The sequence below is a fragment of the Micromonospora sp. WMMA1363 genome, assembly GCF_030345795.1.
Lineage (GTDB): Bacteria > Actinomycetota > Actinomycetes > Mycobacteriales > Micromonosporaceae > Micromonospora.
The window spans coordinates 83180-108241 of sequence record NZ_JAUALB010000004.1 but is presented as its reverse complement, the minus strand read 5'-3'; the positions used below and the strand labels follow the sequence as shown (position 1 = coordinate 108241).

Here is a 25062-nt window from a genome sequence, read left to right as displayed (position 1 = left end):
TGACGGCACGGTGCGCCGTGACAGTCAGGCCGACACGGGCTCGGACAGCTAGCGGGTGGGCCGTCGGGACGTGACGTCCAGGGACACGGTCCTGGTCTTGACCAGCGCGGGGGATCCGACAGCGGAGGCGGTGGTCTGCGCGTTGGCGCGGGCCGGGGCCACCATCGCCCGGTTCGACACGGGTGACTTCCCACTCGGGTTGGGGTTGTCGGCGACAACCGCGGCGGCGGGCGGCTGGGCCGGGTCGGTGACCGGCGCCTGGGGCGTGCTGGACCTGGAGCGGGTTCGATCGGTGTTCTACTGGCGTCCGACCAGTTTCCGGCTGCCGTCGGGGATGTCACCGGCCGATGAGGTGTGGGCGGCTGTCGAGGCCCGCCACGGCTGGGGCGGTCTCCTGGCGAGCCTGGATGCGCGGTGGGTCAACGATCCGGTCCGCAGTGCCGCCGCCGAGTACAAGCCGTTGCAGCTGTCGGTGGCCGCGCGGTGCGGGCTCGCGGTGCCGCGCACGCTGGTGAGCAACGTGCACACCGATGTAGTCGACTTCGCCCGCCAGATCGGGGGCCCGGTGGTGTGTAAACCGTTGTCCTCACTGGTGTTCGCCGAGAACGGCGAGGAGCCGACCAAGACCTACACCACGATCATCGACCCCGCGTCGGTCGACCCGGACGCGTTCGCGATGACCGCGCACCTGGTGCAGGAGTACATCAACAAGGCCTACGAGGTCCGGGTCACGGCGGCCGGGAAGACGCTGCTCGCCGTGTCGATCCGCTCGTCCTCGCCGGCCGGCCGGGTGGACTGGCGCGCCGACTACGACTCGCTCACCTACGGCCGGGTCTCCGTGCCCGAGGCGGTGGCGTCGGGCATCGACCGATTCCTGACCCAGATGGGCCTGGCCTACGGCGCGTTCGACTTCGCCGTCACCCCATCCGAGCAGTGGATCTTCCTGGAGTGCAACCCGGTCGGCCACTGGTTGTGGCTGGAACACGAGACCGGCGCCCCCATCGCTGACGCCATCGCGGAGCTGCTGCTGCAAGGAACACGGGGATGAGCACGTGGCAGCGGCACGCGGACGAACTGGCCGCGGCCCTGACCCGCGCCGGGGCCCTGACCCCTGGCTGGCGAGCGGCGTTCACCCAGACTCCCCGACACATCTTCGTCCCCCACTTCTACCTCGAAGACGACAGCAACAGCCGCGTCGACGCGGACACCCCGGCCGGGCTCGCCGCGGTCTACGCCGACGAGTCGCTGGTCACGCAGGTCGCCCCGCACCCCGGGGGCGGCTTCACGGTCCCCACCAGCTCGTCGACTCGGCCGAGCCTGATGGCGCGGATGCTGGACATGCTCGACGTCACCGACAACACGACGGTCCTGGAGATCGGCACCGGCACCGGCTACAACACCGCCCTGCTATGCCACCGCCTCGGCGACCGGCAGGTAGCCAGCATCGACATCGACCCCCTGCTCGTCGAGACCGCACGCACACGGCTGGCCAGCCTCGGCTACCACCCGCACCTAACAGCAGGAGACGGCGCAGGCGGCGTGCCCGCCCACGCCCCGTTCGACAGGATCATCGCCACCGCGGCGGTCACCGCCATCCCCCCGACGTGGATCACCCAACTCACCGACCGCGGCAGGATCGTGGCCGACATCCGCGGCGAACTGGCCTCCGCGCTGATCATCGCCGACAAAACCGGCCCCCACCAGGTACGCGGCCGGTTCCACGACACACCCGGGCACTTCATGTGGCTGCGCGCCCGCGCCGAGCACCCCCTCCGCAACGGCACCGACCCGACCACCGTGTTCGACTTCACCGACCCGGAACACGCCACCACCGACATCCCCGTCGACGCGTTCACCGACCGCAGCTTCCGGTTCCTGCTCCAGACCGCCCTGCCCAACCTCGGCCCCATCAGTGGCCACCTACCAGACGGCGGCGACGGCGTGTTCCTCCACGCCGAGGACTGCTCCTGGATCCAGTACCGGCCCGGCCGGGACACCGCCACCGTCACCTACGGCGGCCCCCGACCGCTGTGGCCCACCGTCAACGACACCTGGCACCGCTGGCACCGCTGGCACCGCCCCAGCATCGACCGGTACGGCATCACCGCCCACGACGACGGCCGTCACCACATCTGGCTCGACCACGACCACACCAGCACGACCATCGTCACCACCCGGCCACCGGACCAGCCGGCGCCAGCGCACGTGATGCCGGCGGCATCACCTAATCGCCGCCAGGTCAGGACAGGAGACCACCCAGATGACCTACCAACACCACCAGGACCTGCATCTCACCTACAGCCCTGAGCGGGGCTACTGGCACTTCATGCTCTACATCGAGCCACCGGGACACACCGGCAGCGCCATCAACGCCGCCCAGCAGCTCGACGCCTCCGCCAGCCGCTACGCGGCCGAATGGCGCGACAGGCTCACCCTATGCGCCCCCGACGCCCTGCACGTCTCCCTCGTCACCCCAGACGACGCGCCCAAACTGTGGCATCCCTGCGTCTACGACGACCCCGATTCACCGTCTGCGATCGCCGGCGACGGATGCGTGTGCTGGCAGACGTTCCGCGACCCGATCACCTGGCTGCCCGTCGCCGTACACCACTACCGAACTGTCACCGGCAAGCACGAGCACTGGAAGTACCACACCTACGCCCCACTTGCGCTGCCCGACGGCGAACGCCTGACCACGCTCATCATCGACCGCGAAGCCCACATGGTCTGGGCCCGCACCGACCGAGGCACCCTGCACATCCTGCCCGAAAAGCAGGCCGCCGGATACGGCACCGGATATCACGGCAGCGGACCCACCGAACTCGCCCGGATGATCGAGAAGATTGTGGCGTCCGACGGGTACGACGCCGCCCCGGGCACACCGAACGAGCTGCCAGCCGACACCGTTCTCAAATGGACCAGCAGCCAAGCAGCCGCCCACACACAGGAACTCACCCTCCACCAGCTCGCACTCCTGTGCCGCACCGGCGTCGTGGCCTAGCTTGATCGCGACGAAGTTGTCGTACCGGGGTGGCCACCGCGCGGTTTCGGGTCAGCCGGTTGATGCCGCACTCCACCGCGCAACGCTTCCGGGACGCGTCGCGCGTGTGGAGCGATGCGAGGGACAATGCTGCCGGGTCAGATGTGGGATCCTCGCGCCTGTGATCACGACTGTCACTCGCCGGGTCGCTGTTGCGCTCCTTGCGCTGACTCTGTCCGCGTGTGCGAACGTCTCGTCCTCGCCACCTGCTACGCCGACGGCACCGGTCACTCCGGCGGCCGCCTACCGCCTCCTAGACGACCTCTGCGAGCAACTGGACCACAACTGGTCCATCCGGCTGGCCGGGGTACCTCCGAAATTCAAGGCCTTCGAGCCGCTGCCCGCCGGTAAGGACCACCGCAGATGCCACGCCGGCACCGTGACCACAGACCAGCAGACAGTGATCCTGGTCACAGTCCACACGCGGGTCGACCGCTCGGAGCCTCTGGACATCGGGCTTCCAAAATCGGCAAGACTGCTGGATAACGTGGGAGACCGGGGTTGGATCCTGTTCGGCAAGCCGATCAGTCGTCCGAACGAGCTGCTCGGGGGAGAGATCACCTCTCGCCAAGACCAACTCACAGTGGTGAAGGGCCCGGCTATGGTGTCCGTCACGATCATGATCCATGCTTCGTCCGTGCCCGAGGAATCCGCGGCGGAGGCCGTCCTCACCGCTTACGCACAGAGGAGCCTGGAGCTGATGGCCGGCGGTCAGTAGCGCCCGTACAGGATGGCCGACACCGCGCCGCAAGCGACGCGCGTCAAGGTCCCCGACAAGATCGCCAACACATTCGTCGTACTGCACCGCCGCTGGTGCGCCGAGCGCACCATCCTCCTGGATCAACCGCTGCCGCCGCACCGCCGCGACTACGAACGACTACCCGCCTCCACCGCATGCGGCGGCAACATCAACTTCACTGCGCCGCATCAGGTGCACTGAGCCAGTTGTCGTCTGCCAGTTGACCTGAGGCACGCCAAATGCGCTGACCTGCGGTGCCTCAACTTGACTGGCAGGCACCGGGTGCGTGTTCTGCCAGTCAAGTTGAGGCAAACCGCCGCGCTTCGCGTCGAGCTGCCGCTGGTCACAGGCTCGGACCCGCCCGGCGGGGAGCCTGATGCCTCAGATCCATTGGCAGTGCCTTGCTTCGTTTGGCAGCCGACACCAGTGTCGTCTGCCAGACAGGAAGGCCGTTCACAGGGCCCCGGCCGGCGGCGGAGTTAGGTCCGGGAAGGGAACATTCCCGGACCTTAATCGCCGGTAGGGCCTCGCCCGCACCTGTGGATCCCGCCCCGACACAGGGTTCACGCGGGCGGCTCCGGGGAGCGGGGGAGTGGTCTGGGCCGGGGGCGATCGTGACACCTACCCCTGCCTGTCGACGATCCCCTGTCCACAAAGCGCGGGCAGACTGCCAGAGCGGGGGCTGTCCAGTAGCACTGGGTGGCTGGCCCTGGTGTGGGGGGAGATCAGTGACGTGGGAAAGCTGTGGGTATGGGGGCACGGTGTCATGGTTACCCACGTCCTGGTTGGTGTGGGCTATCCTCGCCAAAGTCCCCCATCGCTCACCGTACCCCCGGATGCGACTGCTGACCACCATGGACCGGTCGGGCGGCCAGCCGACGATGACCGCGGCGGTCGACCCGGACGGGCCGCCCCGCCCGGCACGGTACTCAGAGAGGTACGCGTCAATGATCCTGGAGACCGGTATCGGCACCATCGCCCGGCCATCCACCATGGATGGTCGGCGCCGGGTCACGCTGCCCGCGCCCCTGGCTGATGCCGCCGGCATCACCCCGGGACCGGTCGTGGTGCTGCGCGGAGACCACCCGGGGGAACTGGTGGTGGCCACGCCCAGCGCCGCCCTCGCCCGGGTACGCGCCACCCTCGGCACGATCCCCACCGACACCCGCACCGTCGCCCGGCCGCTGCTGCCCACACTCGCCCCACTCCGGCGGACCACGCCCGCACCGGCGGCCGGCATCCCGGCGCACCTGCCCGACGACGGGCCGATCATCTGCGACGCCGCGCCGATCGTCGCGGTCCTCGACGGCGGCGCGGCGGCGGGCCGCTCGGCCCTGGCCCCGCTGCTGCCCCGGCTCGTCATCACCGAGGCGGTCCAGCACGACCTGTTCCGGCTCCTGCTCGCCGCCGGGCTCACCACGACCTCGGACGTGGCGGGTTGCACCGAGTCCGCCTGGTGTGACCCCTACGAACAGATGATGGACACACTCACGGCGCTCGGCGTGCGGATCGCGGCCCTCGAACACACGGAATGGGGGCCGGTGCGCGCGCTGGAGTACGACCTGGACCAGGCCAACCCCGGGCTGTCCCTCGCCGAACGGTCGGTGCTGGCGCTCGCCGCCCACCACGGCGTTCCGGCGCTACTCGGCCGCCCCCGCCGTGAGGTACCCGACGCGGTACCGGTCACGGTGGTGGACCACCGCGACCTGGTCCCGGCCGTCGCCGACCCGGCCACGCCTACGCCCACGCCGGTATGACCGGCCCCACCACCGCGGCCACCGGAGCACCGGCGCCCCGCACCCCGCCGGCAGGGCAGCCGCCGGTGCTGCACGGCGACGTGCTCGCCCCACCCACGGCCGACACCGGCGTGCCGGCGACCGGTCCGGCTCGCCTCGACGTCGACCGGTGGCTGGCCGCGCACCGGCCCCGGCCCGGAGCGGACCTGGCCCGGCTGCGTGACCTCGCCGCCGACGTCGCCACCTACGCGCAGGCGTCCCGTGCCACCGCGACACGACGCAAGTACGACACCGGCTGGAAGGCGTTCGCCGACTGGTGCGCGGAGTTCGGCTTCCAGGCCGGGCCGCCGGCCGCGGTGGAGGTGGTTGCGCTCTACCTCGCGCAGATGGGCCGCGACCACCTCGCCACCTCCACCATGGACGGCCGGCTGGCCGCGATCCGCGACCGGCACCTCGACGCCGGGCTGCTGCCACCCACCGACGACCCGCGACTACGACGCATCCGCGACGGCGTACGGCGGGTACGCGGGCGGCCGGCCGAAGGCGTCGACGCCATCGGACTGCCCATGCTCGCCGCGATGCTCGCCACCCTGCCCACCGACACACCCGACCCGACCACGCACCTGCCGCAGCGCCGGGCGCACCTCGCCGCGATCCGCGACCGCTGCCTGCTCACCGTCGGGTTCGCCGCCGCGCTGCGCCGCGAGGAGTTGGCCGGGCTGCCCGTCGACCACCTGGAGCTACGCCCCGAGGGCCTACGGCTGCTCGTCGCCCGATCGAAAGCCGACCAGACCGGTGGCGGGCGGCGCGTCGACCTGCCCGAGGCGCCACCGCAGGTGGCCTGGCTGTGCCCGGTCCGCGCCACCCTCGCCTGGCTCGACGCCACCGGCCGCCGCCCGCACCTGCACCGCCCCGGCCGGGCCCGCACCGGTGCCGTGCCGCTGCTGTCAGGGATCACCGCCGGCGCCCGGTTCCGCGCCACCGCGCTCACCGACCGGCACGTCGCCCGCGTCGTGAAAACCACCGCCACCGCCTCCGGCCAGAGACCCGAGATCGTCGACCAGCTCGCCGGCCACAGCCTGCGCGCCGGGTTCGCCACCACCGCCGAGGCCGCCGGCGTGCCCCGCCCGGTCGTCGACCGGGTCCTCGGCCACTCCACCGGCACCGGCGGCCGATACGTCCGCCACACCTTCGACGGCAGCGCACAACAGGCGGTGTATGGGCTCGCCGCACAGCTACACCCGGCCGATACCGCCGAGGTTGCGCCGCCGTGCCATGATCCACCAGCGAATTGAGACCACTTCACAGTGAGGCGCTGGAGTCGTTATGTCCTTTACCGCTGCTGTCCGTTCGGTTCTTTCCCAGTACATCGGGTTCAGCGGGCGGGCCCGCCGCGCCGAGTACTGGTGGTTCTTCCTCTTCTCGGTCCTCGTCGGCATCGTGACCTTGATCCTCGATATCGCGCTGGGCACCGACGAACTGGGCGCGTCCACTGGCCTCTTCAACCTGATCGCCACCCTGGCGCTCTGGCTGCCGTCGCTGGCGGTCGCCGTGCGACGCCTGCACGACACCGACCGTTCCGGCTGGTTGGTTCTGATCGGGCTGGTCCCGCTTATCGGTGCGATTGTCCTGCTGGTGTTCTTCGTGCAGGACGGCACCACCGGTCCAAACCGCTTCGGTCCCGACCCGCAGGACCACGTCGCACCCGGCGCGGCCACCTGACGATCTCAGCGGGGGCCGACCGGAATACGCCACGCACCTGACGTAGGCAGTAGACCAAGCGTGCTGATCTGGTCTATTGCCTACCGGCGGGGGACCGGCTCACGACCGGCTACCGGCCGAGACTGCCGGCGCGCCCCGCCCGGTCGTCGACCAGGTCCTCGGCCACCCCACCGGCACCGGCGGCCGATACCTCCGCCACACCTACGACCGCAGCGCACAACAGGCGGTGTATGGGCTCACGGCGCAACTCGACTGATGCCGCCGGCATCACCGCTATCGCTGGTTTTCCTGCCATCAGGATCGCTGTCCCTGCTGACCATCAACGCCCTCTACGCTACGGTGGCGCTCTCGCCGCTGATTTTCCGGTGTGTTCTGGCACTGTGCTCTGTTGCGGCGATGCGGGTCGTGCAACCTGCACCGATTTTCGGACGTTCTTTCCCTGGCCCCATTTGGGGCCAGGGCTCCGACTTTCCTCTAACCCTTGCCTGTGACCACTTAGTACTGCAACGGCGGGTCGTAGCTTCGGGTGCTGATCATTCGTTGGTTGGTTGTGGTGGATGCGCGGGTGGTCGGGTCGTGGGATGCCGGGTTGGAGGAGTTGTTCTTCCGGTTCGCGCATCGGTTTGAGCGGGTGGAGCCGCGGCGGCGGGCATGGGCGTATGTGCGGGGGCTACTGGCACCGTTGGAGCGGCGTAACGGCTGGACCCTCGCGGAGCAGGCTGGGCATGTGTCGCCGGACGGGTTGCAGGGCATGCTGTGCAGCGCGGCGTGGGACCGGGACGCGGTCCGCGATGACGTGCGCGATTACGTGGTGGACCAGATCGGCGATGCGGCCGGGGTGCTCATCGCTGACGAGACGGGGTTCGTCAAGAAGGGCCGTGCGTCGGCGGGGGTCCAACGGCAGTATTCGGGTACGGCGGGCAAGACCGAGAACTGCCAGATCGGCACGTTCCTGTGCTACGCCACGCCGCGGGGTCGGGCGTTGATCGATCGGGAGTTGTACCTGCCGAAGTCGTGGACCGGTGATCGGGACCGGTGCCGGCGCTCGGCGATCCCGGACGCCGTCGGGTTCGCGACCAAGCCGCAGCAGGCGCAGGCCATGCTGGAGCGGGCGGTCACCGCGGGGGTGCCGTTTTCGTGGTTCACGGCCGATGAGGCCTACGGGCAGAACCCTGGCCTGCGGGGCTGGTTGGAGGATCGGGACATCGCGTACGTGATGGCCACCCGACGCGACGATCGGGTGCCCTCCGGGCTGCACACCACCACCGGTGTCGACGAGCTGATCGGCAGGGTGCGTGCGGGCGCGTGGCAACGACTGTCGTGTGGTGACGGCGCGCACGGGCCGCGCCGCTACGACTGGGCTCGGCTGCCGATCCGCCGCACCTTTGCCCACGGCCGCCGCGGCTGGGTCCTGGCCCGACGCTCGATCACGGATCCCGGCGACATCGCCTACTACGTCTGCTTCGGCCCCCGCGGCACCCGACTACGCGACCTGGTGCGGGTCGCCGGTAGCCGTTGGTCGGTGGAGGAATCGTTCCAGACCGCGAAGAACGAGGTCGGCCTGGACCAGTACCAGGTCCGCCGCTACGACGCCTGGTACGCCCACATCACCCTCGCGATGGCCGCCGCCGCGTTCCTCGTCGTCACCCGCGCCCTCGAAGCCGCAAAGGGGGCACCACCGCAAACGAGCGCAGCCAGATCCCGCTGAGCAGCAACGAAATCCGCCGCCTGTTCGCCCACCTCGTCCTGACCACCCGCCGTCGAGCCGACCACATCCTGCGCTGGTCCGACTTCCGCCGTCGCCGCCAGGAACAAGCCCGAGCCGCCCACTACCGCAAACGACTCAAACCGCCATAAGTCACGACCCGCCGTTGCAGTATTAGGCCGCGGGGCCGGCAACGATGCGCCATCCACGGCGCCTCGCCCCTCCCGCCGATTGATCGGACGGCACGCTACCGGGGCTTCGCCCGCTACCCCTCCGTTCGCACCGAGGACGACTTACTCATCCGGCGGCGGCCCTGAGATGACAGCAAGGTCAGGTCGGATCCAGGGGCAGGGCGTCGAGCTTGCGGTTGAGCCAGCTGCGCTCCGGGTCGACCACCACCTCGTATGGCTTGGTGAACCGGTTGCCGTTCCAGTAGTCGCGGGGCACCTGCCCAATCTTCCGGTACTCGGGGCTGGGGGTGCGGATGGCCAGGGCGTCGTGGGTGTGGGAGACGTGCAGGCCGGCGGCGATCCACGCCGCGGCGGCCTCGGCCGCGCCGGGGTGGTGCGGGGCGAGGAGGTGGGTGATCTGCTCGGCGGTCAGCTCGGCGGCGGCCCAGGTCGGGGGGGATGTCCTCCAGGATCTCGATGACCTCGGAGCAGTCGGCGTCGATGATGTGCGCGCCGTCGATGTCGGTCGACGACCACCAGCAGTCCCGCAGCACCTCGTCACCGGCCCGGCCGCGCTGGTTCATCGTCAGCTCCTCGCCGACGCGGAAGGTGCGGTCCACCATCGGGTCGACCGCGCCCACGGTGGTCTCCCGCACGATCCGCACCCGGGCGAGGGTCCACCAGTCCCGCTCGGCGAGGTGACCGGGCCGTGCTGCCGCGTATCGGATCCCGCCGGGCAGGTCGACCCACCCAGTGGTCGCCACGGTGTACCCGAGGCGGTCAAGCGCCGTATTCAGCGCGCGCGTGTCCTCCGGGGCGACCGGGTCCACGATGTCGTTGACAACCACCTGCCCGCCGGGGTACTCCCGGACGGTGATGGCGGCCAGGTCTCTGGTGTGCGGGCCCAACGGCGCAGCGGTGACCAGATGCCGGCGGGTCATCGGCCAGGCCGAGGTGCGCCAGCTCCCGTCAGGCCACTCCTGCCACTCCAGGCGGCCCTCGTAGCCGATCCGGTGCGCCACCAGGTCAGGGCGGCCCAGCCCCGCCCGTACCCGGTCACCGATCCTGGCGAGCAGCCCAGCCGCCTCGTACTCCGCGACCAGGTCCTCCGCCGGCCGCCACGACACGCTCGTCGACGCCAGCACCGCCCCCGTCGCCGAGTCGAGCACCTGCACGACCCGCGGCCCGTCGACGCCCTCGCGGAAGGTCGACAGCATCGCCGGCGCGGCGGTACCCATCCACTGGATCGGGGGCACCGTCCCGCCGATCCAGTGCGCCGGGTGCTGCGCTTCCTGCCGACAGCCCCGGACCGTGCACGTCGGCTGACTGCCCTTCCACCCCCGGTAGGCGGGGTCGCCGAGGTAGGTGTGCCGGTTGGGCCGGAACATGTGGGTCTGCGGCTGGGCGAGGGCCCGAGCGGCGGCGGTGTAGCTCTCCCCGGTCGTGCTGGCGCGCTCGCGGATGGCCTTCTTGCGGGCCTTGTCCTGCGTCATGGTCGGTCCCCTTCAGCAGGATCCCCACGCGATCCCGCCGTGGCGTCGACCAAGAGCGGGCAGAGGATCTTGGACACGCGAGTCGGTGACCCTTGTCCTCGGCGCCCCGGGTGCGCGGCGTGGGCGCGCGGTGCAGGGCTCGGAGTCCGGCCGGCGTAGTCGGCCACCTACAGGGTAGACCAACTCCACCCCGGCCAGCCCGTGTCATATCCGGTGGCTTGTTCGGCTGTCCGACCGGTAGGCCAGCACCCCGTAACCCTTTGCAGCGTCCGGACGTTCCGGGTTCCTCCGTTATGGCCTTCGTTCGGTGGGGGGTCGGGGCGGGCGTGGCCGTGGCGCGTTCGGGAATGGCCCGTGGGGGAGGCGATCAGGGATGCGCGCACGCAGGCTGATGTGGGGGACGGGATGGAGATGGTCACCACGGTGCAAGGAACCCCGTCTCTCATACCCGACGTTGGCGCTGCGCCGGGCAAATGTCCACGGCTCGTGGTTTGCCGTATGCACGCTCAAGCAGCCCCAGTTCCTGGAGCCTGGTCAGGTGATGGGTCACCGACGACGGCGACCTGAGCCCGACTCGTTCAGCGATCTGACGCACGGTCGGCGGATAGCCGTTCCGCTCCACCTCGTCGCTGACCGCGTCAAGCACCTGACGCTGCCGATCCGTCAGCATTTCCAATGACACCCCCGCATTCGTCATCACCACATCATATCCGATGAGTTCAAAGAATAAACATAGAAATATGGGCACCACCGTCACTCTGGCGGTGCGCTCGGCTATCCGAAGTCCCGCCGGCTGGCGGGATTTGTCGTACCCGACGCCTATGGTGGTGGGCTCCGACAACGGCGACACGGGGAGTTATTGTGCACGGGGGAATTGAAGCGATCAGCGCGAGCGCGCTCAGTGGGGGAGATGGCGGCCGCGTCCGAGCGGGCGAGGGCCGGCGGGCTCGTGACATCGCATGTCGCGCCCGAGCTATCGAGGACCGTCGACTGCGGGGTCTCCGCGACAGGAACGACGCGACGTCCCGCTGACCATGTGGGGGTTCCGAGGTCTGGGTGATGCCGTCGGCATCACCCAGACCTCGGAACCACTGACCACCCGAACTCTGTTAGCACAGACGTTCGATAGGGTGGGTTGATGCGGTGGGAGCGACGATGGGAGGTGACGGTCCGCTGGGCGCGGGCCGAGCACAGCCCGTACGCCACGACGACGTGGGTCACCCACGTAGCCACCCCCGCGCAGCTCAGGCTGCTCGTCCAGGCCGCCCGGACGGACCGGCTCGTGACCGGCTACCGCTATCGGTCCATTGACACGATGCAGGGCGAGGCGCCTGAGCGCTGTCGTCACGGCCACCGGTACGGGGGCGGTTCCGCGACCCGTCCACTCATGGGCTGGGCGTCGTGCGCCGCCTGCCCTGGCCATGAAATCTATCGCTGCCGATGGCATGATGCCACCGGCCAGTGTGGGGACGTCCTGTTTGATCCGGCACCGGGCTCCGACTGCGCGCCCCACCGCGCAGGGCCCTTGAAGGATCCGCGGTGATGCCGGCGGCATCACCGGCGGCGTTCGGCGAGTTGAGGGCGAGGCTGCGAGACGGGTAGGGAAGGCGACCGGGTGTCACTCCCGCGCTGGGGCTGGTAGGGCCCTGGGTGCTCCTTGAGACATCACCGGTCGCCATCTCCACCCGCCTCGATTTCGTGTGCGGGGTACGCCCGAGCCTCGTCGTATGCCTCTCCTGTCATGAGGCAGTGGTGCAATTGTGAGACGAGACGCCGGTACAGGTTGCGCAATGCCGTTGCGTGCCGGTCGCCGGCTTCGCGTCGCCGGTCATAGTGCATGCGAGCGCCTGGGGACCTCGACAACGCCGCGAACGGCCAGTGGAAGGCGGCGCCCATGAGGATCGAGTTGGCGTGCCGGCGGCGACGTACCGCGTGCGAGGCGCCGCTGGCAATCGTGATGGGACTCGCACCGGCCCACGCCGCTCGGGCGCGAGCATCGGCGAACCTGGTGGGGTCGTCGCCGAACTCGCCCAGGAGTCTGGCGCCGAGGACTGGCCCGAGCCCTGGAAAACTCGCATAGATCGGCGCGTGTGGGTGCGTGTGGAACCGTTCCGCGAGACGGGCTGTCAGATCGTCTGTGCATTCGCACGCTCGGTTGAGCACATGCAGTAGCGCCAGTATCCGCTCGCCCATCGCGTCCTCGACCGGGGCGGGGTGGCGCAACGCCGGGCTCCGGAACAGGGCGTGAAGGCGGTCGGCCTCGCGGTCGAGGAGCCGTTTACGGCCACTCGCCTCCAGTGCCGCTCGCAGCTGTTGCCGGCTCAACCGGCGGGCGTGGGCGGGGGTCGGCGCCACCGCGAGCACAGCACGGACCTCGGGCCGGAGGAGTCCGTTCGGCCCTCCTTGGCGTCCCGACCACGCGCCGAATGCGTGCCCATGGAATTCTCGTAGAAGGCTTCGGATTTGGCAGGCCACGATCCAGCGTTGTCGGCCTGCCTCGACCTGGGCGCGTGCTAGCTCCCGGATGGCCAGTGCGGCGGGCGACGAGGCTGGTAGCGGACGCAGTTCGTCGCCGCCCCACCGCAGTACCTGGGCGAGCATCCGGGCGTCTGCCCTGTCGCTCTTGCCGCCGTGTGCGGTGCGTCTGCCCCGGTACCGGGCGACTTTGCTCGGATCGAGGACGGTTACCTGCTGACCGGCGGCTCTTAGTGCCGCGACGAAGGCTCCCCGGTCAGTCTCGATAGCAACCTGGACGGCTTTCCGTCGTCGCGCGGCCACCCGAAACGCCTGGAAGAGTTCGTTCACGCCGGCGGGGTCGTGTCCGATGCGTCCTTCGGCGAGGGTGTGCCCCTGGCCGTTGATCACCGCATAATCGAGATGCTTTTCAGCCCAGTCAATTCCACAGTAGTAGTTGCCTCTCGACACGCCTCTTCCCGTCTTTTCAGTGGCCGGCGGTATCGTGCTCTCTCAAATCAGGACTCGTAGGCGCCGGGATCGCAAAAGACGTACACCGCCGGCCCGGGGCTGCCGTTAGCAGCCCAGAAAAGATGATACACAATCGGATCTACCCTAAAACGCTTGTCTCATAAATTGGAACGTAAAGCGAAAGGCGTTCGACCATTGTAGGTAATTCAATTATTCGAGGCATGCGGAAGCGGCATACTTCAACGCGGGGCGCAGCTCACCAGTCGGCGCTTTCCGATTTCCAAGACCTACCTCGACTGACACACTACGAGGCGTGCGTGAATGGGAAAAGACCACACCTCTCGCACTGCTGAGTTTGTTGGCTACATATCTGGCGCGCGGCCTTGCAGGTAGTCGGTGTGGTCGAGCTGGGCTGGATTCAGCGCCAGTGATGCCGGCAGCATCATGGCGGTTGTCGGCCTCTTACCGCCCTGGTTCCAGTCGGTGTGGGTGCTCGATGATGTCTCCATCAAACCCGGGGCGGAACAGTCATCCCGAGGTGCGGGGGACAGGGTTGGGCGAGCGGGGAGCTGGCGGTGGCGACGCGGGGCGGCCTGTGTCCGGTGATGTCGGCGGCATCACGGCGGCTGTCGGGGGCTGGGTGGCCAGCAGGGATTCCACCCGACATCGGCTTTCGATCCACCGGTGGCTGACCGGGCACATCCACGCGGCAACGTTCATCGTCGTGGCGTGCAGAGCCAGCAGCGGCCGGTCATGGATGCGCTCGTGGTGCGCGATCCGGTTGCGCAGCAGGTGTAGGTCGCGAACGGCGTCGCCGACGTCGCGGCGGATGCCGCGCAGGTGGGGGAACGCGCCGCGCAGACATGGTAGCCACAGGGTTCGTTCGTAGCGGCTGGCCAGCAGGTAGCGCCAGAATCCCAGGGTCAGCTCGGCCACCACCCGGCCCGGTGTCTCTGGGCGGCCGGTGCGGGTGGCTCGGCGCCGCGCCCGGGCGATGTCGTCCAACGCATCGGTAGTCAGCAGCCTGCCCGGGTCGAGATACCAGCGGGGCTCGTTGTGCTGCGTTGAGGACCAGACGGTGAGTTGGTCGTGCATCGCGTTGCGCAGCAGCACTTCGAGGTCCCCGAGGGTGGCGCCGAATGCGGCGGCTACCTCGCGGTTGAACTCGTAGAGCCGCACTGCGGCCCGCAGGTCATCGCCGCTGGCTGTGCGGTACGGGGCCAGCCGTTCGACTGAGAGCCGGGTCTCCAGAACGGCGAGTTCCGCTGGCGTCACGAGGCCGCTCCCTGTACCGTTGTCTGCGTAGACCCCGGTCGCCCCTGCCCTTTGGGTACGCCGCCGGGGTTTTGTCGTGTCAGCCTACGGGCGCGGTGGGCGGTTTTGCCGCAGGCGTGCGCGCTGCGGGTAGGGGTGTCGGGGTGACCGGTGAGGCCGCGCGCTTGCTTTTATCACATCTTCGAGCGTTCTGCCTGTCCTTTCCCGGGTTGTTTGACTCGTCGCTGGTGATGCCGGGGGCGTGACCAGGGTTTTGCGGTGCCCGTCGATGGGCACCGGGGGCTTGGAGGGATCGGGGTTTGTTGCAGTGTGGATCTTTCTTCCGTTCTGGGCTAGCGGTTAGCCGATGTCGTGTGGTTTCATTTTCCTTTGAAGGCCGGACATCTCCCCCCGTGGATGTCCGGCCTTTGTCCTACAGGTGTGGGCCTCGTTGAGGGCCACGCCGTTGCTGTTCGGCCTGACGGCGCTGCTCGTCTAGCTGGCGCTGCTGGGCTTGGCGCCGCTGCTGCTCGGCGCGGTGTTGTTGCTCGGCCGTACGCTGTTCGGCTTGGCGCTGCTGGTCTTGCTGGGTGCGGGCTGCCTGCGCTTGGCGGTCTTGACGGGCGGTTCGTTCGGTGCTCGAATCGCGGCCGGTGGTGGGGTCGATCGGCGGCCGTTGCGCGACTTGCCGGAGTTTGCGGCGCAGTTCGTCGCGGGCTTGTTCGGCGGACGCGGCCCGGTTCGCGCGGGCACGGTCGGCGCGGACGGGCTCGATGGCCTGGCGGGTTTCCTCGTATGCCTGGCGGCGTGGGTCCTGGGGTCGGGGTTCGCGGCCGAGGACGCGCGGCTCCTCGTCGGGCACGGCGTACATCTGCCGATAGGCCGCGGCGAGGCTGGCGGCGCGGTCCCAGGCGAGCGCGGCCCGGGTGTCGTCGGGGCGCTGGCCGAGGGTGTCAATCGCCCACTGTGGTTGCTGCGCGGCGATGTCGCGGGCCATGTCGTTGAGCCGCTGCGCGAGGTGCTCGCGGCGTTCGTCCAGGTGCTGCCCCCACTTCGAGGTGTCGTTGGTGAGGCGGTGTCGGGTGTCGGCGATCCAGTCGGGGACGGCCGGCTGCGGCGCGGGCTGGCGGCCGTCGCGGTACGCCTGTTCGGCGGCGCGGACGGCGGTGGGCAGGCGGCGGCGAAGCGCGGCCTCGTCGTCCATGCGCTGCACGATGAGGCGGGCTCGCTCGACACGCTCGACGGCCAGATCGGTCATGTCGGCGGTGGTGGTGCTGGCCTGGGCGAGTGTGTCGGCGGTTGCCGGGGTGCTGGTGTCGGCGCGTTGCGCGGCCTCGCGGGCGCGGTCGCCGGCGCGCATGGTGCGGCGCACCCGCTGTTCGTAGTCCAGCTGCTCGGCCTGGGCGCGTTCGGTGCGGGCGTCGGCCTCGACGTGGGCGCGGTGCCCGGTGGCGGCGGACTGCTCGGGGGTGCGGGCCTCGTGGACGCGGCGCCGCGCGGCGGTCAGCCGGCGCTCGATGTGGTCCAGGCGTTCGCGGCTGTCGCGGCGGGCGTCGGCCAGCGCGCCGTCGGTCAGCGCGCCGTGTGGACGGTCGGGCCAGGCCGGGTGTTCGCGGCCTCGGGCGCGGACTGGGGCGGGGAGGTGGGCGGTGTCGTGGCGCGCCCACGCGAGCGCCTTTTCGGCGTCGGCGAGGCGTTCGGCGGCCCGGTCGCGCAGACGGTGCAGCGTCGTATCGGTCACTCCGGCGAGCGGCCGCTCGGGTGCGTTGGCGAGCTGCTGGGCGGCGCGGTCCTGGGTAGCGCGGATGCGGTGGGTGAGCACGGCGCCGGGGTCGTCGGCCTTGTCGAGTCCGGTGATGCCGGCGGCATCGAGGATGTCGGGGGCGGACCAGCCGGCGCGTTCGGCGCGGGTGATGGCTGCGCTGACGCGCGCCCATGAGGGGGACCGGAGCACGTCCTTGGCGGTGGCCCCGAGCGCGCTGGCTACGGCGTTCTGGTGCCGTTGGGCGGCGGCGACGTCGGCCGCGTGCAAGTAGTTGTCGGCGAGGTTGGGCAGGTACTCGGCTGCGGCGAGGGATTCGCGCATCTCCTCGGTTGCCGACACGGCGGCGCCGACGTTGCGCCGGATCGAGTCGAGCACAGCGTGGACGCGGCGGGCGCCGGCGTCGGTGGTGACGTAGAGCCGGTTGGCGAGGCGGCCCCGAGTGAGTGCGACGTACGCCTGGACGCGGTTGACCGGGCCATCGACGATGGCGTGTACCTTGTCGACGGTCATGCCCTGGGTGCGGTGGATGGTGGTGGCGTAGGCCAGCTCGACGTCTGCGGCGACGTAGGCGCGGGGAAGGCTGATGCGGGCACCGTGCTGGGTGTGCTGGACGGTGAGGCTACCGTCGCGGTGCCGATCCTCGACGCGCCACACGTCGCCGTTGAGCACCATGTCCCGGCCTCGGAACAGGCGGAGTCGGCTCTCGTTGCGGCGGGTGACGATGAGGTCGCCGCGGCCGGCGGTGGTGCCGTCGTGTAGCTCTACACCGGTTGCTTCGACGTGCCCGGCGGCGATCAGGTCGGTGCGGGCGCGGTCGTTGAGGCGGCGGGTGTCGTCGTTGGTGGGGGCGATCATCAGGGACACGTCACCGGCGGTGTTCTCGGTCCGCCATGCCTGGTAGACCGCGTCGAGCATGGCGTCCCGGTCGCCGTGGCGGATGCGGTCCTTGCTCCAGTACCAGCGCCATGAGTCGTCGGCTCCGTCGCGCAGCTTCAGCGACGCGAGTGCTTCGTCGGTGTTGGCGAAGCGGTGCAGGTGGTGTAGTTCGACGGCGCCGGCCTCGCGCTGGATCAGGCGAAGCATCCCGCCGCTCTCGACGGCGCCGAGCTGCTGCGGGTCGCCGAGGACCCGGACGACAGCGCCGGCCTGGCGAGCTGCGGCGATGACGGCATCGAGGTTGAGGGTGCCGGCCATGCCAGCCTCGTCGACGAGGATCACGTCACCGGCGCGAAGCTGCCAGGTGTCGGCGCGTGTGCCGGCGTTGCGGTGCCACAGCCACCGGTGGATGGTGTGCGCTGGGACCGATAGCTCCTCGGCGAGAACGGCGGCGGACCGGGCTGATGGGGCGAGGGCGATGACGCGGCTTCCGCCGGCTTCGACGGCCCGTGCGACCACGCGCATGGTGGTCGTCTTGCCGGCGCCTGCGGGTCCGATGCCGGCCACCACAAGCCGCGCGTCGGTGGTGAACGCGCGGGCGACTGCGGCCTGTCCGGGGTCGAGCCGGCGGTTGCCCGGCGTCGCCTCGAATGCGGCGAGTGTGCGGTCGAAGGTCTGGCCGGAGATGGGTGCGATGACCGTGGTCCGGGCGGCCTCGATGACCCGCTGTTCGGCGTTGAGGATGCGCTCGGAGCTGTAGCGGACGGTTTGCGTGTGGGTGAATACGGACTCGCCGTCGCGGCGCATCAGGTCCGGCATGACGGGCTCGGTCGTTGGTGCGGTGATGCGGACCGACTCGCGCTGGAGCGCTGCGGCGCTGACTCGTTCGGCGACGTCTGCGCGGGTGCCGAGGCCGGCGGCGGATAGCTGTCGGTGTACCTCCGCCTCGATGTGATGGCGGGTCCAGGTGGCGCGTTGCTGCTCCACGGTGGTCACGGCGGAGCGAGCCAGTTGCGTGACCCGCTCGTCGGAGACCTCGGCGGTGATGTCGGCGGCATCACCGCGTTTGGCCGCGTCCCGGGCGAGGCGGCGGGCCTCTTTGCGGGCGTCGTTGAGGAGGCTGGTCACCCGGCGTTCGCCGACTTCGGCGACGGCCCGTTGTCGCCATTCACCGCGCATGGTCGCGAGGCTGCGGGCGTGCTGTTTCTGCGCTCGGGCATCCAGTGTGGCCTGCTGGGCGAGTTGGTGGCGCACCTCTTCGGTGGGGGCGTGGCCATGGTCGCGCACGTAGGCGTCGACGAGTTCCGTGGTGCGGGCGTTGATGCTCGCGCGGCGGTCGCTGAACAGGGTGCGTAGGCCAGCGGGGATGCCCGCGATCTCGTAGACGGGGCGGCGTCCGCGGCCGGCGTCGACGGGCACGACGGCGACGTCCAGGCGCTGCGCGATGCCGTGCATGACGCGGGCGTTGTAGCTCTCGGACATCTGGACCTTGGCGGCGAAGAGAGCGCGGCCGTCGATGGTGCGCCAGCGGCCGTCAGGGGCCTTGACCCGGTTGGCGATGGCCAGGTGGGTGTGGAGGAGGGGGTCGCCGGCCCGGCTGTCGTGGTGTCGGAACGCGGCGGCGATGACGCCGCTGGTGGCGTCGAGTTGGGCGACTCCGGCCCTCCCGGCGCGGGTTTTGATGACGGTGTTCTCGGCATCGGCAAGGACCGACCGCCATGCCTGTTCGTGCGCGTCCTCGATGGCGCGGCGGGTGGCGTCGTCGCCGAGTGCCCACAGCACGGACGCCGACTTGGGCGGGGTGAAGACGAGGTCGTAGCCGGTGACGGCCTGCGGCTGTGGTTTGGCGACCTGGGCGATGTACTGGTTGAGTTCGGTGATGTCGCGGGGTCGGCGGCCGTGCTGTTCGGCGAACATTCTGGCGCCGACCGCTCGGGCGAGGCGGGTCTTCTCGTGGTCGGTGGGGTCGGTTCCGGTGATACGGCGGTGGGCCGCGTACCGCTCGTTGACGCGTTCCTGGTAGGTGTCGGTGGGCTCGTAGGTGAGCGGCTTGCGGCCGAGGCGAGCTTGGGCTTCGGCCTTCTTGGGGTCGACGCCGCCGTCGATCAGTTTCTCGATGATGGCGTCGGCGTTGGGGTGCAGTCCTTCCCCGAAAAGGGCCCGCATCTGGTGTTCCTTGACCGTGCCGGAGATGTCGAGTTCTTCGCGGGCGCGGCCGACCCATTGGCCAGGTGGGTTGCCGTCGGCGTGGTAGTAGTCGGTGATCGCCTCACCTCGGGTACGGCGGAAGTCGGCCGTGGCTACCTCGCGAGTGAGGTAGGTGTAGCCGTCGCCACCGTGCAGTGGGTGAAGGGTCATCACGCTTCTACCTTACAAGATCACTAATAGTGCAGTAGGTGTGTAGCTGATCGACTGGTCAGAAAGTGCTGGGCCGCTTGCGGCTCCGCTTCGTCGGTCAGCACGCGCCTTCGGCGCGTCGATCATCCACAGGTGACCAGCCCGCTGGTCACCTGTGGATGATCGTTGGCGGCTCTTGTGCGGCGCGGGTAGGGTGGTCGATCATCGGCCGGCGCCGATTCCCATGGCCTCGGCCCGGCAACCGCTAGTTTTCGGGGGGGGTCGATGGCGGTACGACGGTCTTCGACGGTGGCGGCTCAGGCGAGGGCTGCGGCGAGGTCGCGTGTGTCGGTGGCGATGGAGGCGCGGCGGGAGCGCGAGCGGCGTATCCGTGATCTCGCCGACACGCATGCGGTGGCCCTGGCCATGGTGCAGGAGGTTCGGGATCGCGCCGATAGGCAGATCACGGAGCACAGGGCGGCGGCGGATCGTGCCGTGGGCGAGCTGGTGGAGCTGGGGGAACGGACGGACGCGGTGGCGGCGCTGCTCGGCCTGTCGCTGGCGGACGTCCGCGCCGCGCGTCGACGCGCTCGGGCGGCGGCGGATGGGGCCGGGCCGACCGTCGGCGTCTCGGACGAGGAAACGGGCGAGGCGGGCGTCCGGGGGATGAGTGGAGCGGACGAGGGGGTGTGATGCCACGGTGAGCGGCTTCGTCCTGGCGGTCGATGCGGTGGCGTGCCGTGATGAGGTTGCCCGGTTTTGGGCCAAGGTGGTTCGCGGGCCGGGCTCGGCGTGCTGGATCTGGGCCGGGGCGGTGGGTGATGACGGGTACGGCAGTTTCTCGATCCGTCGGCCGGCGCTCGATGAGCAGGGGCGGGCGCGGCCGTCGTCGAGGTCGGGTCGGGTGTTGATGCGTGAGCACGTTGTCAGCGCGCCCCGGTACGCCCTCGCGGCGACGCACAGGGTGATGCTGACGGCATCAATCGTCGCTGCTCACGAGGTGTGCGACGAGCCGATCTGCGTGCGGGCGCATGAGGGCCTTGTCGAAGGCGGCCTTGCGCACGTGGTGGTGAGCAGTCAGGCGGAGAACCTGTCGCAGATGGGGCGTCTGGGCCGGGGCGGGGGGACGCCGCGGCCGTGGCATGCGAGAGGGCTTGACCGGCGGGCGCGGGCTGCTCGGTCGCGAGCGCTGCGCGATGTGGTCAGAGACTATGGCTGGGATGTTGCCCGGATGGAGGCCGCAGTGGCGGCGTTGCAGCCTGCGGAGCAGGCGCGGCTGTTCTGACTGCCTGGGTTCGCACATGGTGCCTGCCCTGTGGTGAGGGAGCAGGCGCCATGTGCGGATAGGTGCTTCGGCGATGCCGTTCGTTGGGGGCCGACCGGAGTACGCCGGAGACCGGCAATAGGCGGTTGAGGATCACGTTGAGCTGGGGATTTCCCTGCGGGGATTGATGTTGGTTAGAGTCTGCGGCGGCGCGGGGGCCTTTGTCCGGTTGGTGATCGGGTGGTGGCTTCGTGGCGTCGATCGAGCGGACCGCGTATCCGCGGTTGAAGCACGCGGTGTCGGTGCGGGAGTTGCACGACGCGTTCGCTTTCGCGGTCGCGGTGGTTGCTGGTTGACGGTCAGCCGGCGCGGCGTGGGGAGATGCCGACCTTGCGCCCCGGTGTGAGGGTGTCGGTGGGTCGTTGGGGGAAGGGGTCGCCGTTGTTGTGTTCGCGTTCCAGTCGTTCGGTGTACTCCGCGAGTGCTTGCTCTAGGTAGTCGCGCCAGCGTGGCAGGCCGTGGGGCGCGCTGTAGAACGCGTTCATCGCGCGTTCGGCGGTGTCGTGGCCGATCTTGGCGCTGATGGATCGTTCTTTGGGGGTGTCACCGGACGCCGCCGGGGCGTCGCTGTCGCGACGCCCGGCGGGGGGTTCTGGTTTTCGCCTAGCCACGGAGGCTCCTGCGCTCGATGACATCGGCGATGCGGCAGTAGGCACGGCTGACCGCTGTGCGGGGCTCGAAGAGGGTGAGGGGTACACCGGCGCTCTGTGAGCTGTTTACCGTCGCGGATTGGGGAACTCCGCTGCCGTGCCATTCCTCGTCGGGCTGCGGGTCGGCCGTGTCGATCAGGGCGTTGGGGAATGCCTCTTTGACGAAGCGGTAGGCGTCCTGGTCGTTGCGGCGGCGGGGCCGGAAGTTGATGAGGAAGACGTGGGCGATCTCGATGGTCTTGTTCAGTCGCGTGTTGATCCGCTTGACGGTCTTCGTCAGCTGCGCGATGCCGCGCAGGTCGAACTCTCCTGGGTTGATCGGGGTGGCGATCTCGTCAGCGGCGTAGAGGGCGTTGATGGTCAGCAGGGACAGCGCGGGCGGGGTGTCGAGCAGGATGACGTCGAACTCGTCGCGCAGGGTCCCGACGTGTGCTGAGAGGAAGGTGTGGTTGCCCATCTCGCTGGCGAGTGCTGCCGCGACCTCGGACAGCTTCTCGCCTCCGGCGATGAGGGAGACGTTCTCGTGCGGGGTGGGCACGATGACGTCGGCCGGTTTGGCCTCGTCGTCCATGAGCAGGTAGTAGGTGCCTTCGGTGTCCCCCTGGGCGACGGGGACACCGAGGCCGGTGGTGGCGTTGCCCTGTTCGTCGCAGTCGATGACGAGGACTCGGTAGCCGCGTCGGGCGAGTTCACCGGCGAGGGCGAGGATGGTGGTGGTCTTGCCACTGCCTCCCTTCTGGTTCGCCACTGCGATGACGACCGCGCGGATCAGTCTCCGGGTGATGCGGGCGGCGGCGCGTCGTGTTTCCCGGTTTCCGGGGGTTCGCTGGTTGGGCGGGGTGATGCCGGCGGCATCGGTTGCGGCAGCGTTGGGCATGACGGGCTCCTGGTGCGGTCTGGGCGGTCGGGAGGGGTGAAGGGTGGGCGCGCCGCCGGGTGCTGCGACGCGTCCACCCTGGGGCTGGCTCTACTTCTCGTCGGCTGCTTCGAGGAGGGCCTGCTGCTCCCACTCGGCCGGCTCGTAGGCGGCGTCGTCCATGAGCCGCTTGATGTGCTGGGCGTCCTCGGTGTCGTATTCGATGCTGTCCTGCGCCCGGATCTCGGACAGGGCCAGGTCGTAGACGTAGGCGGCGCGGGCGGCGAGTTTGGCGTCGATGTTGGTGTCGTAGCCGAACAGGGTGTAGACGGTGGTGGACTCGTCGACGACGGTGGCGGCCTTGAGCCACTTCACGGCGAGTTGTTGCGCCTCGAAGTTGTGGTCTTCCTCGACCAGCAGGATTCGGCGGGCGAGTCGGGCGGTGAGGGCTTCGCGGCTGGGTGCTTTGGCGGCGATCCGGGCGCAGGCTGCCGCGCGGGCGTTGGCGGCTGCCGCGTGTTCGCGCTCCTCGTTTTCGCGTTCCTCCCGGCGTGCCCGCTGTTCCTCCGTCTCCTGCGGTTGGGTGGCGCGGGGCGCGGGGATCGTGGTGCTGGTGCGCTCGACCTTCACGACGGTGCCCGTGGCGGTGGGCGTGGTCTCGCTGTCCGCGTCGGCGGTCGTCTCGGCGTCGGCGGCCTCGGCGTCCGGGTCGGTGGGTTGCGACTCGTCGTCGGTTCCCTCCGGCTCCTCGGGCTCGGGCGGCTGCGGCAGCTCGGTCAGGTAGTACTCGATGTGATCGCCGGTGACGACGTAGGCGGCGAGGGTTCCTGCCTCGCGGGCGGCGGTGATCTGGTCGTCGTCGTGGATCTGGTAGTCGAACCGGGTTCCGGGCTTGTCGGAGAAGTAGGTGGTGGGGTTGTCGATGGGGACGATGCCCTCTGCGGTGAGCTTCTTGCGCTTGTCGGCTTTGTCCTTGATGGCCTTGTGGGCGTTGTACTCCTTGCGGGCCTGGTCGACGGCGAGGCGGGAACGGGCGGTGAGGTCGGCGTCGGTCTTGGCGGGCATGGCAACGACAGCGTCGATGACCTTCTTGATGCGGGCGGCGTCCTTCGCGATCTTTGCCAGCTCGACGGCGGCCTCGACAGGGATGATTCCCTCGCGGAGTGCGGCTTGGGCGTCGTCGGGGAGGTTGAGCAGACCGATCCGCTTGGAGATGTACGGCTGCGGGATGCCGGTGCGGCGGCTGATCTCCCGTTGGCCCAGCTTGTCCTCCTCGATGAGGCGCTTGAACTCGCGGGCCTCTTCCAGCGGTGTGTAGCTCTCGCGAAGGACGTTCTCCGTCAGCCGGTGGATGCGCTTGGTGGTGTTGTCCTTGAGCGTGTCGGACACGACCGCGCGGTAGGCGTTCAGTCCGGCGGCGCGGGCTGCGGCCCACCGGCGGTGACCAAAGTTGATGACGTACTTGATCTGCTCCTTGGCCTTGTCGCGCTGCTCGTCGGTCACAGAGTCGACCGGCACGCCGAAGATCAGGGAAGCCGTGGCGGTGTAGAGCAGGGTCACGTCGTTGCCGTAGCTCACCCAGACGTCGACCGGGACGACCACTCCGGCCGACAGTTGGCCTTCGGCCTTGATCGACGCAACGAGCTTGTCGTCGGGGGAGAGGCGGCTCTCGGGGTTTTCAGGGTCCGGGGCGACCTCCCCGATGGTCAGTTCCTGGATGGTGGCACCGGTGGCCTGGGCAGCCTCGACGGCTGCCTTCTCCATCCGCTCTTCTTCCTGCTTGAGCTGGGCGAGCGGGTTGCTTGCGAGGCCACTACCTCTGCGGGCCATGTCGGGCTCCTTGGGTACACTGTGGGTGGGTGATCTGTTGTGGGGGTGGCTTGTCCTGGGCGGTCGGCCGCCCCCACAATCGTTGTTCGTCTTCCGCCTTACGACTTCCGACTCACACGTCTATAGTATCTAAACTTTCTTAGATATCAAAACTGTTTTAGATGGGTTGTTTGACTACTTTGCGTTGCGCCTCGCCTCGGCCCGACCGGGCGGCGGAGGGCTCGCCGGCTTCGTATCGCCGTCAGGGTAGCGGCTTGGAGGCGTGGTTCTCGGGGTGGTGCGGGCCGTGGCGTGGTGCGGGACGGGAGGGTGGCCGGCGGTGGCGGGTTCGATGGTGCTGGCGGGGCAGTCGGCCGGGCAGCGGGTGTCGTCGCCTGCGGGGTCGGCAGTGGTGAAGCACATCGACCACGGGCACCAGTCGTCGTAGCCGTTGCGGTGATAGTTCCATCGATGTTGGTCGGTGTTCGGCATGTCGTCGCTCCGGTGGTGTTCCTGTGGGTGGCCAGGTTTGGCGCGGAGGGTGAGGCGGGGTAGCCGGGGGTGCGGGGGCGGCGCGTGAGCGCCCCGCACGGGTTCGGGCGCTCGATGCGCCCGAACCCGTGGCCGGCGGTGGTCCGGTCTTGTCGAGCCCCGGACATGC

Annotated in this window: 19 protein-coding genes; 11 read left to right on the top strand and 8 right to left on the bottom strand. The window is 69.5% G+C overall.

The window, feature by feature from the left end; genetic code table 11:
* The first annotated feature begins 70 nt into the window (after positions 1–70).
* The 9 genes from tgmB to QTQ03_RS28550 all read left to right on the top strand — a co-directional run bounded on the left by tgmB (position 71) and on the right by QTQ03_RS28550 (position 8945).
* Entirely contained in the window at positions 71–1048 is a 978-nt protein-coding gene (gene tgmB, locus QTQ03_RS28590; RefSeq protein ID WP_289281133.1) for an ATP-grasp ribosomal peptide maturase, read from the top strand.
* The gene (locus tag QTQ03_RS28585; RefSeq protein WP_289281132.1) at positions 1045–2307 is read left to right on the top strand and encodes a methyltransferase domain-containing protein; all 1263 of its coding nucleotides are present in this window, start codon (positions 1045–1047) and stop codon (positions 2305–2307) included. Before tgmB ends, QTQ03_RS28585 begins: the two co-directional genes overlap by 4 nt.
* The gene (locus tag QTQ03_RS28580) at positions 2261–3001 is read left to right on the top strand and encodes a hypothetical protein (RefSeq protein ID WP_289281131.1); all 741 of its coding nucleotides are present in this window, start codon (positions 2261–2263) and stop codon (positions 2999–3001) included. Before QTQ03_RS28585 ends, QTQ03_RS28580 begins: the two co-directional genes overlap by 47 nt.
* 160 nt (positions 3002–3161) lie before the next feature.
* Complete coding sequence (locus tag QTQ03_RS28575; protein ID WP_289281130.1) at positions 3162–3758, top strand: hypothetical protein; 597 nt, start codon at positions 3162–3164, stop codon at positions 3756–3758.
* Positions 3759–3770: 12 nt separating this feature from the next.
* Positions 3771–3980 carry a hypothetical protein gene (locus tag QTQ03_RS28570; RefSeq protein WP_289281129.1) on the top strand — a complete coding sequence of 70 codons (210 nt, stop codon included), beginning with the start codon at positions 3771–3773 and terminating at the stop codon, positions 3978–3980.
* Positions 3981–4615: 635 nt separating this feature from the next.
* On the top strand, positions 4616–5536 hold the full coding sequence (locus tag QTQ03_RS28565; RefSeq protein WP_289281128.1) for a hypothetical protein: 921 nt from the start codon (positions 4616–4618) through the stop codon (positions 5534–5536).
* Complete coding sequence (locus QTQ03_RS28560) at positions 5533–6810, top strand: site-specific integrase (RefSeq protein ID WP_289281127.1); 1278 nt, start codon at positions 5533–5535, stop codon at positions 6808–6810. Before QTQ03_RS28565 ends, QTQ03_RS28560 begins: the two co-directional genes overlap by 4 nt.
* A 31-nt stretch (positions 6811–6841) precedes the next feature.
* Positions 6842–7237 (top strand): DUF805 domain-containing protein, encoded by a 396-nt coding sequence (locus QTQ03_RS28555; RefSeq protein WP_289281126.1) that lies wholly within the window; start codon positions 6842–6844, stop codon positions 7235–7237.
* A gap of 565 nt (positions 7238–7802) precedes the next feature.
* Complete coding sequence (locus tag QTQ03_RS28550) at positions 7803–8945, top strand: IS701 family transposase (protein ID WP_289279559.1); 1143 nt, start codon at positions 7803–7805, stop codon at positions 8943–8945.
* Positions 8946–9207: 262 nt separating this feature from the next.
* On the opposite strand, the gene QTQ03_RS28545 is transcribed toward QTQ03_RS28550, so the two are convergent.
* The 5 genes from QTQ03_RS28545 to mobF form a co-directional block, all read right to left on the bottom strand.
* The gene (locus tag QTQ03_RS28545; RefSeq protein ID WP_289281125.1) at positions 9208–10605 is read right to left on the bottom strand and encodes a hypothetical protein; all 1398 of its coding nucleotides are present in this window, start codon (positions 10603–10605) and stop codon (positions 9208–9210) included.
* Between the two features lie 442 nt (positions 10606–11047).
* Positions 11048–11455 (bottom strand): LexA family protein, encoded by a 408-nt coding sequence (locus tag QTQ03_RS28540; RefSeq protein WP_289281124.1) that lies wholly within the window; start codon positions 11453–11455, stop codon positions 11048–11050.
* An 815-nt stretch (positions 11456–12270) separates the two neighbouring features.
* A complete protein-coding gene (locus QTQ03_RS28535; RefSeq protein WP_289281123.1) occupies positions 12271–13530 on the bottom strand; it encodes an IS110 family RNA-guided transposase in 1260 nt (419 codons plus the stop codon).
* A 528-nt stretch (positions 13531–14058) separates the two neighbouring features.
* On the bottom strand, positions 14059–14805 hold the full coding sequence (locus tag QTQ03_RS28530; RefSeq protein WP_289281122.1) for an Abi family protein: 747 nt from the start codon (positions 14803–14805) through the stop codon (positions 14059–14061).
* A gap of 412 nt (positions 14806–15217) precedes the next feature.
* Positions 15218–19783 (bottom strand): MobF family relaxase, encoded by a 4566-nt coding sequence (gene mobF, locus QTQ03_RS28525; RefSeq protein WP_289281121.1) that lies wholly within the window; start codon positions 19781–19783, stop codon positions 15218–15220.
* Between the two features lie 336 nt (positions 19784–20119).
* Between mobF and QTQ03_RS28520 the strand changes: the two genes are divergently transcribed.
* Both QTQ03_RS28520 and QTQ03_RS28515 read left to right on the top strand, forming a co-directional pair.
* On the top strand, positions 20120–20455 hold the full coding sequence (locus QTQ03_RS28520; RefSeq protein WP_502889893.1) for a hypothetical protein: 336 nt from the start codon (positions 20120–20122) through the stop codon (positions 20453–20455).
* Positions 20456–20462: 7 nt separating this feature from the next.
* A complete protein-coding gene (locus QTQ03_RS28515) occupies positions 20463–21047 on the top strand; it encodes a hypothetical protein (RefSeq protein WP_289281119.1) in 585 nt (194 codons plus the stop codon).
* Between the two features lie 338 nt (positions 21048–21385).
* Here the strand turns inward: QTQ03_RS28515 and QTQ03_RS28510 are convergent, their stop codons facing one another.
* The 3 genes from QTQ03_RS28510 to QTQ03_RS28500 form a co-directional block, all read right to left on the bottom strand.
* Positions 21386–21697, bottom strand: coding sequence for a hypothetical protein (locus tag QTQ03_RS28510; RefSeq protein ID WP_289281118.1), 312 nt, complete (start codon positions 21695–21697; stop codon positions 21386–21388).
* Positions 21690–22613: a ParA family protein gene (locus QTQ03_RS28505; protein ID WP_289281117.1), complete on the bottom strand. Its 924-nt coding sequence runs from the start codon at positions 22611–22613 to the stop codon at positions 21690–21692. The genes QTQ03_RS28510 and QTQ03_RS28505 overlap by 8 nt, the downstream gene beginning before the upstream one ends.
* A gap of 90 nt (positions 22614–22703) precedes the next feature.
* Positions 22704–24422: a ParB/RepB/Spo0J family partition protein gene (locus QTQ03_RS28500; RefSeq protein ID WP_289281116.1), complete on the bottom strand. Its 1719-nt coding sequence runs from the start codon at positions 24420–24422 to the stop codon at positions 22704–22706.
* Positions 24423–25062 lie beyond the last annotated feature (640 nt).

Excerpts from the sequence above, each read along its gene's own strand:
- QTQ03_RS28505 (WP_289281117.1), bottom strand. The coding sequence starts at position 22,613 with ATGCCCAACGCTGCCGCAACCGATGCCGCCGGCATCACCCCGCCCAAC.
- QTQ03_RS28580 (WP_289281131.1), top strand. The coding sequence starts at position 2,261 with ATGACCTACCAACACCACCAGGACCTGCATCTCACCTACAGCCCTGAG.
- QTQ03_RS28570 (WP_289281129.1), top strand. The coding sequence starts at position 3,771 with ATGGCCGACACCGCGCCGCAAGCGACGCGCGTCAAGGTCCCCGACAAG.
- QTQ03_RS28585 (WP_289281132.1), top strand. The coding sequence starts at position 1,045 with ATGAGCACGTGGCAGCGGCACGCGGACGAACTGGCCGCGGCCCTGACC.
- QTQ03_RS28545 (WP_289281125.1), bottom strand. The coding sequence starts at position 10,605 with ATGACGCAGGACAAGGCCCGCAAGAAGGCCATCCGCGAGCGCGCCAGC.
- QTQ03_RS28555 (WP_289281126.1), top strand. The coding sequence starts at position 6,842 with ATGTCCTTTACCGCTGCTGTCCGTTCGGTTCTTTCCCAGTACATCGGG.
- QTQ03_RS28500 (WP_289281116.1), bottom strand. The coding sequence starts at position 24,422 with ATGGCCCGCAGAGGTAGTGGCCTCGCAAGCAACCCGCTCGCCCAGCTC.
- QTQ03_RS28565 (WP_289281128.1), top strand. The coding sequence starts at position 4,616 with ATGCGACTGCTGACCACCATGGACCGGTCGGGCGGCCAGCCGACGATG.
- QTQ03_RS28560 (WP_289281127.1), top strand. The coding sequence starts at position 5,533 with ATGACCGGCCCCACCACCGCGGCCACCGGAGCACCGGCGCCCCGCACC.
- QTQ03_RS28520 (WP_502889893.1), top strand. The coding sequence starts at position 20,120 with ATGGAGGCGCGGCGGGAGCGCGAGCGGCGTATCCGTGATCTCGCCGAC.
- mobF (WP_289281121.1), bottom strand. The coding sequence starts at position 19,783 with ATGACCCTTCACCCACTGCACGGTGGCGACGGCTACACCTACCTCACT.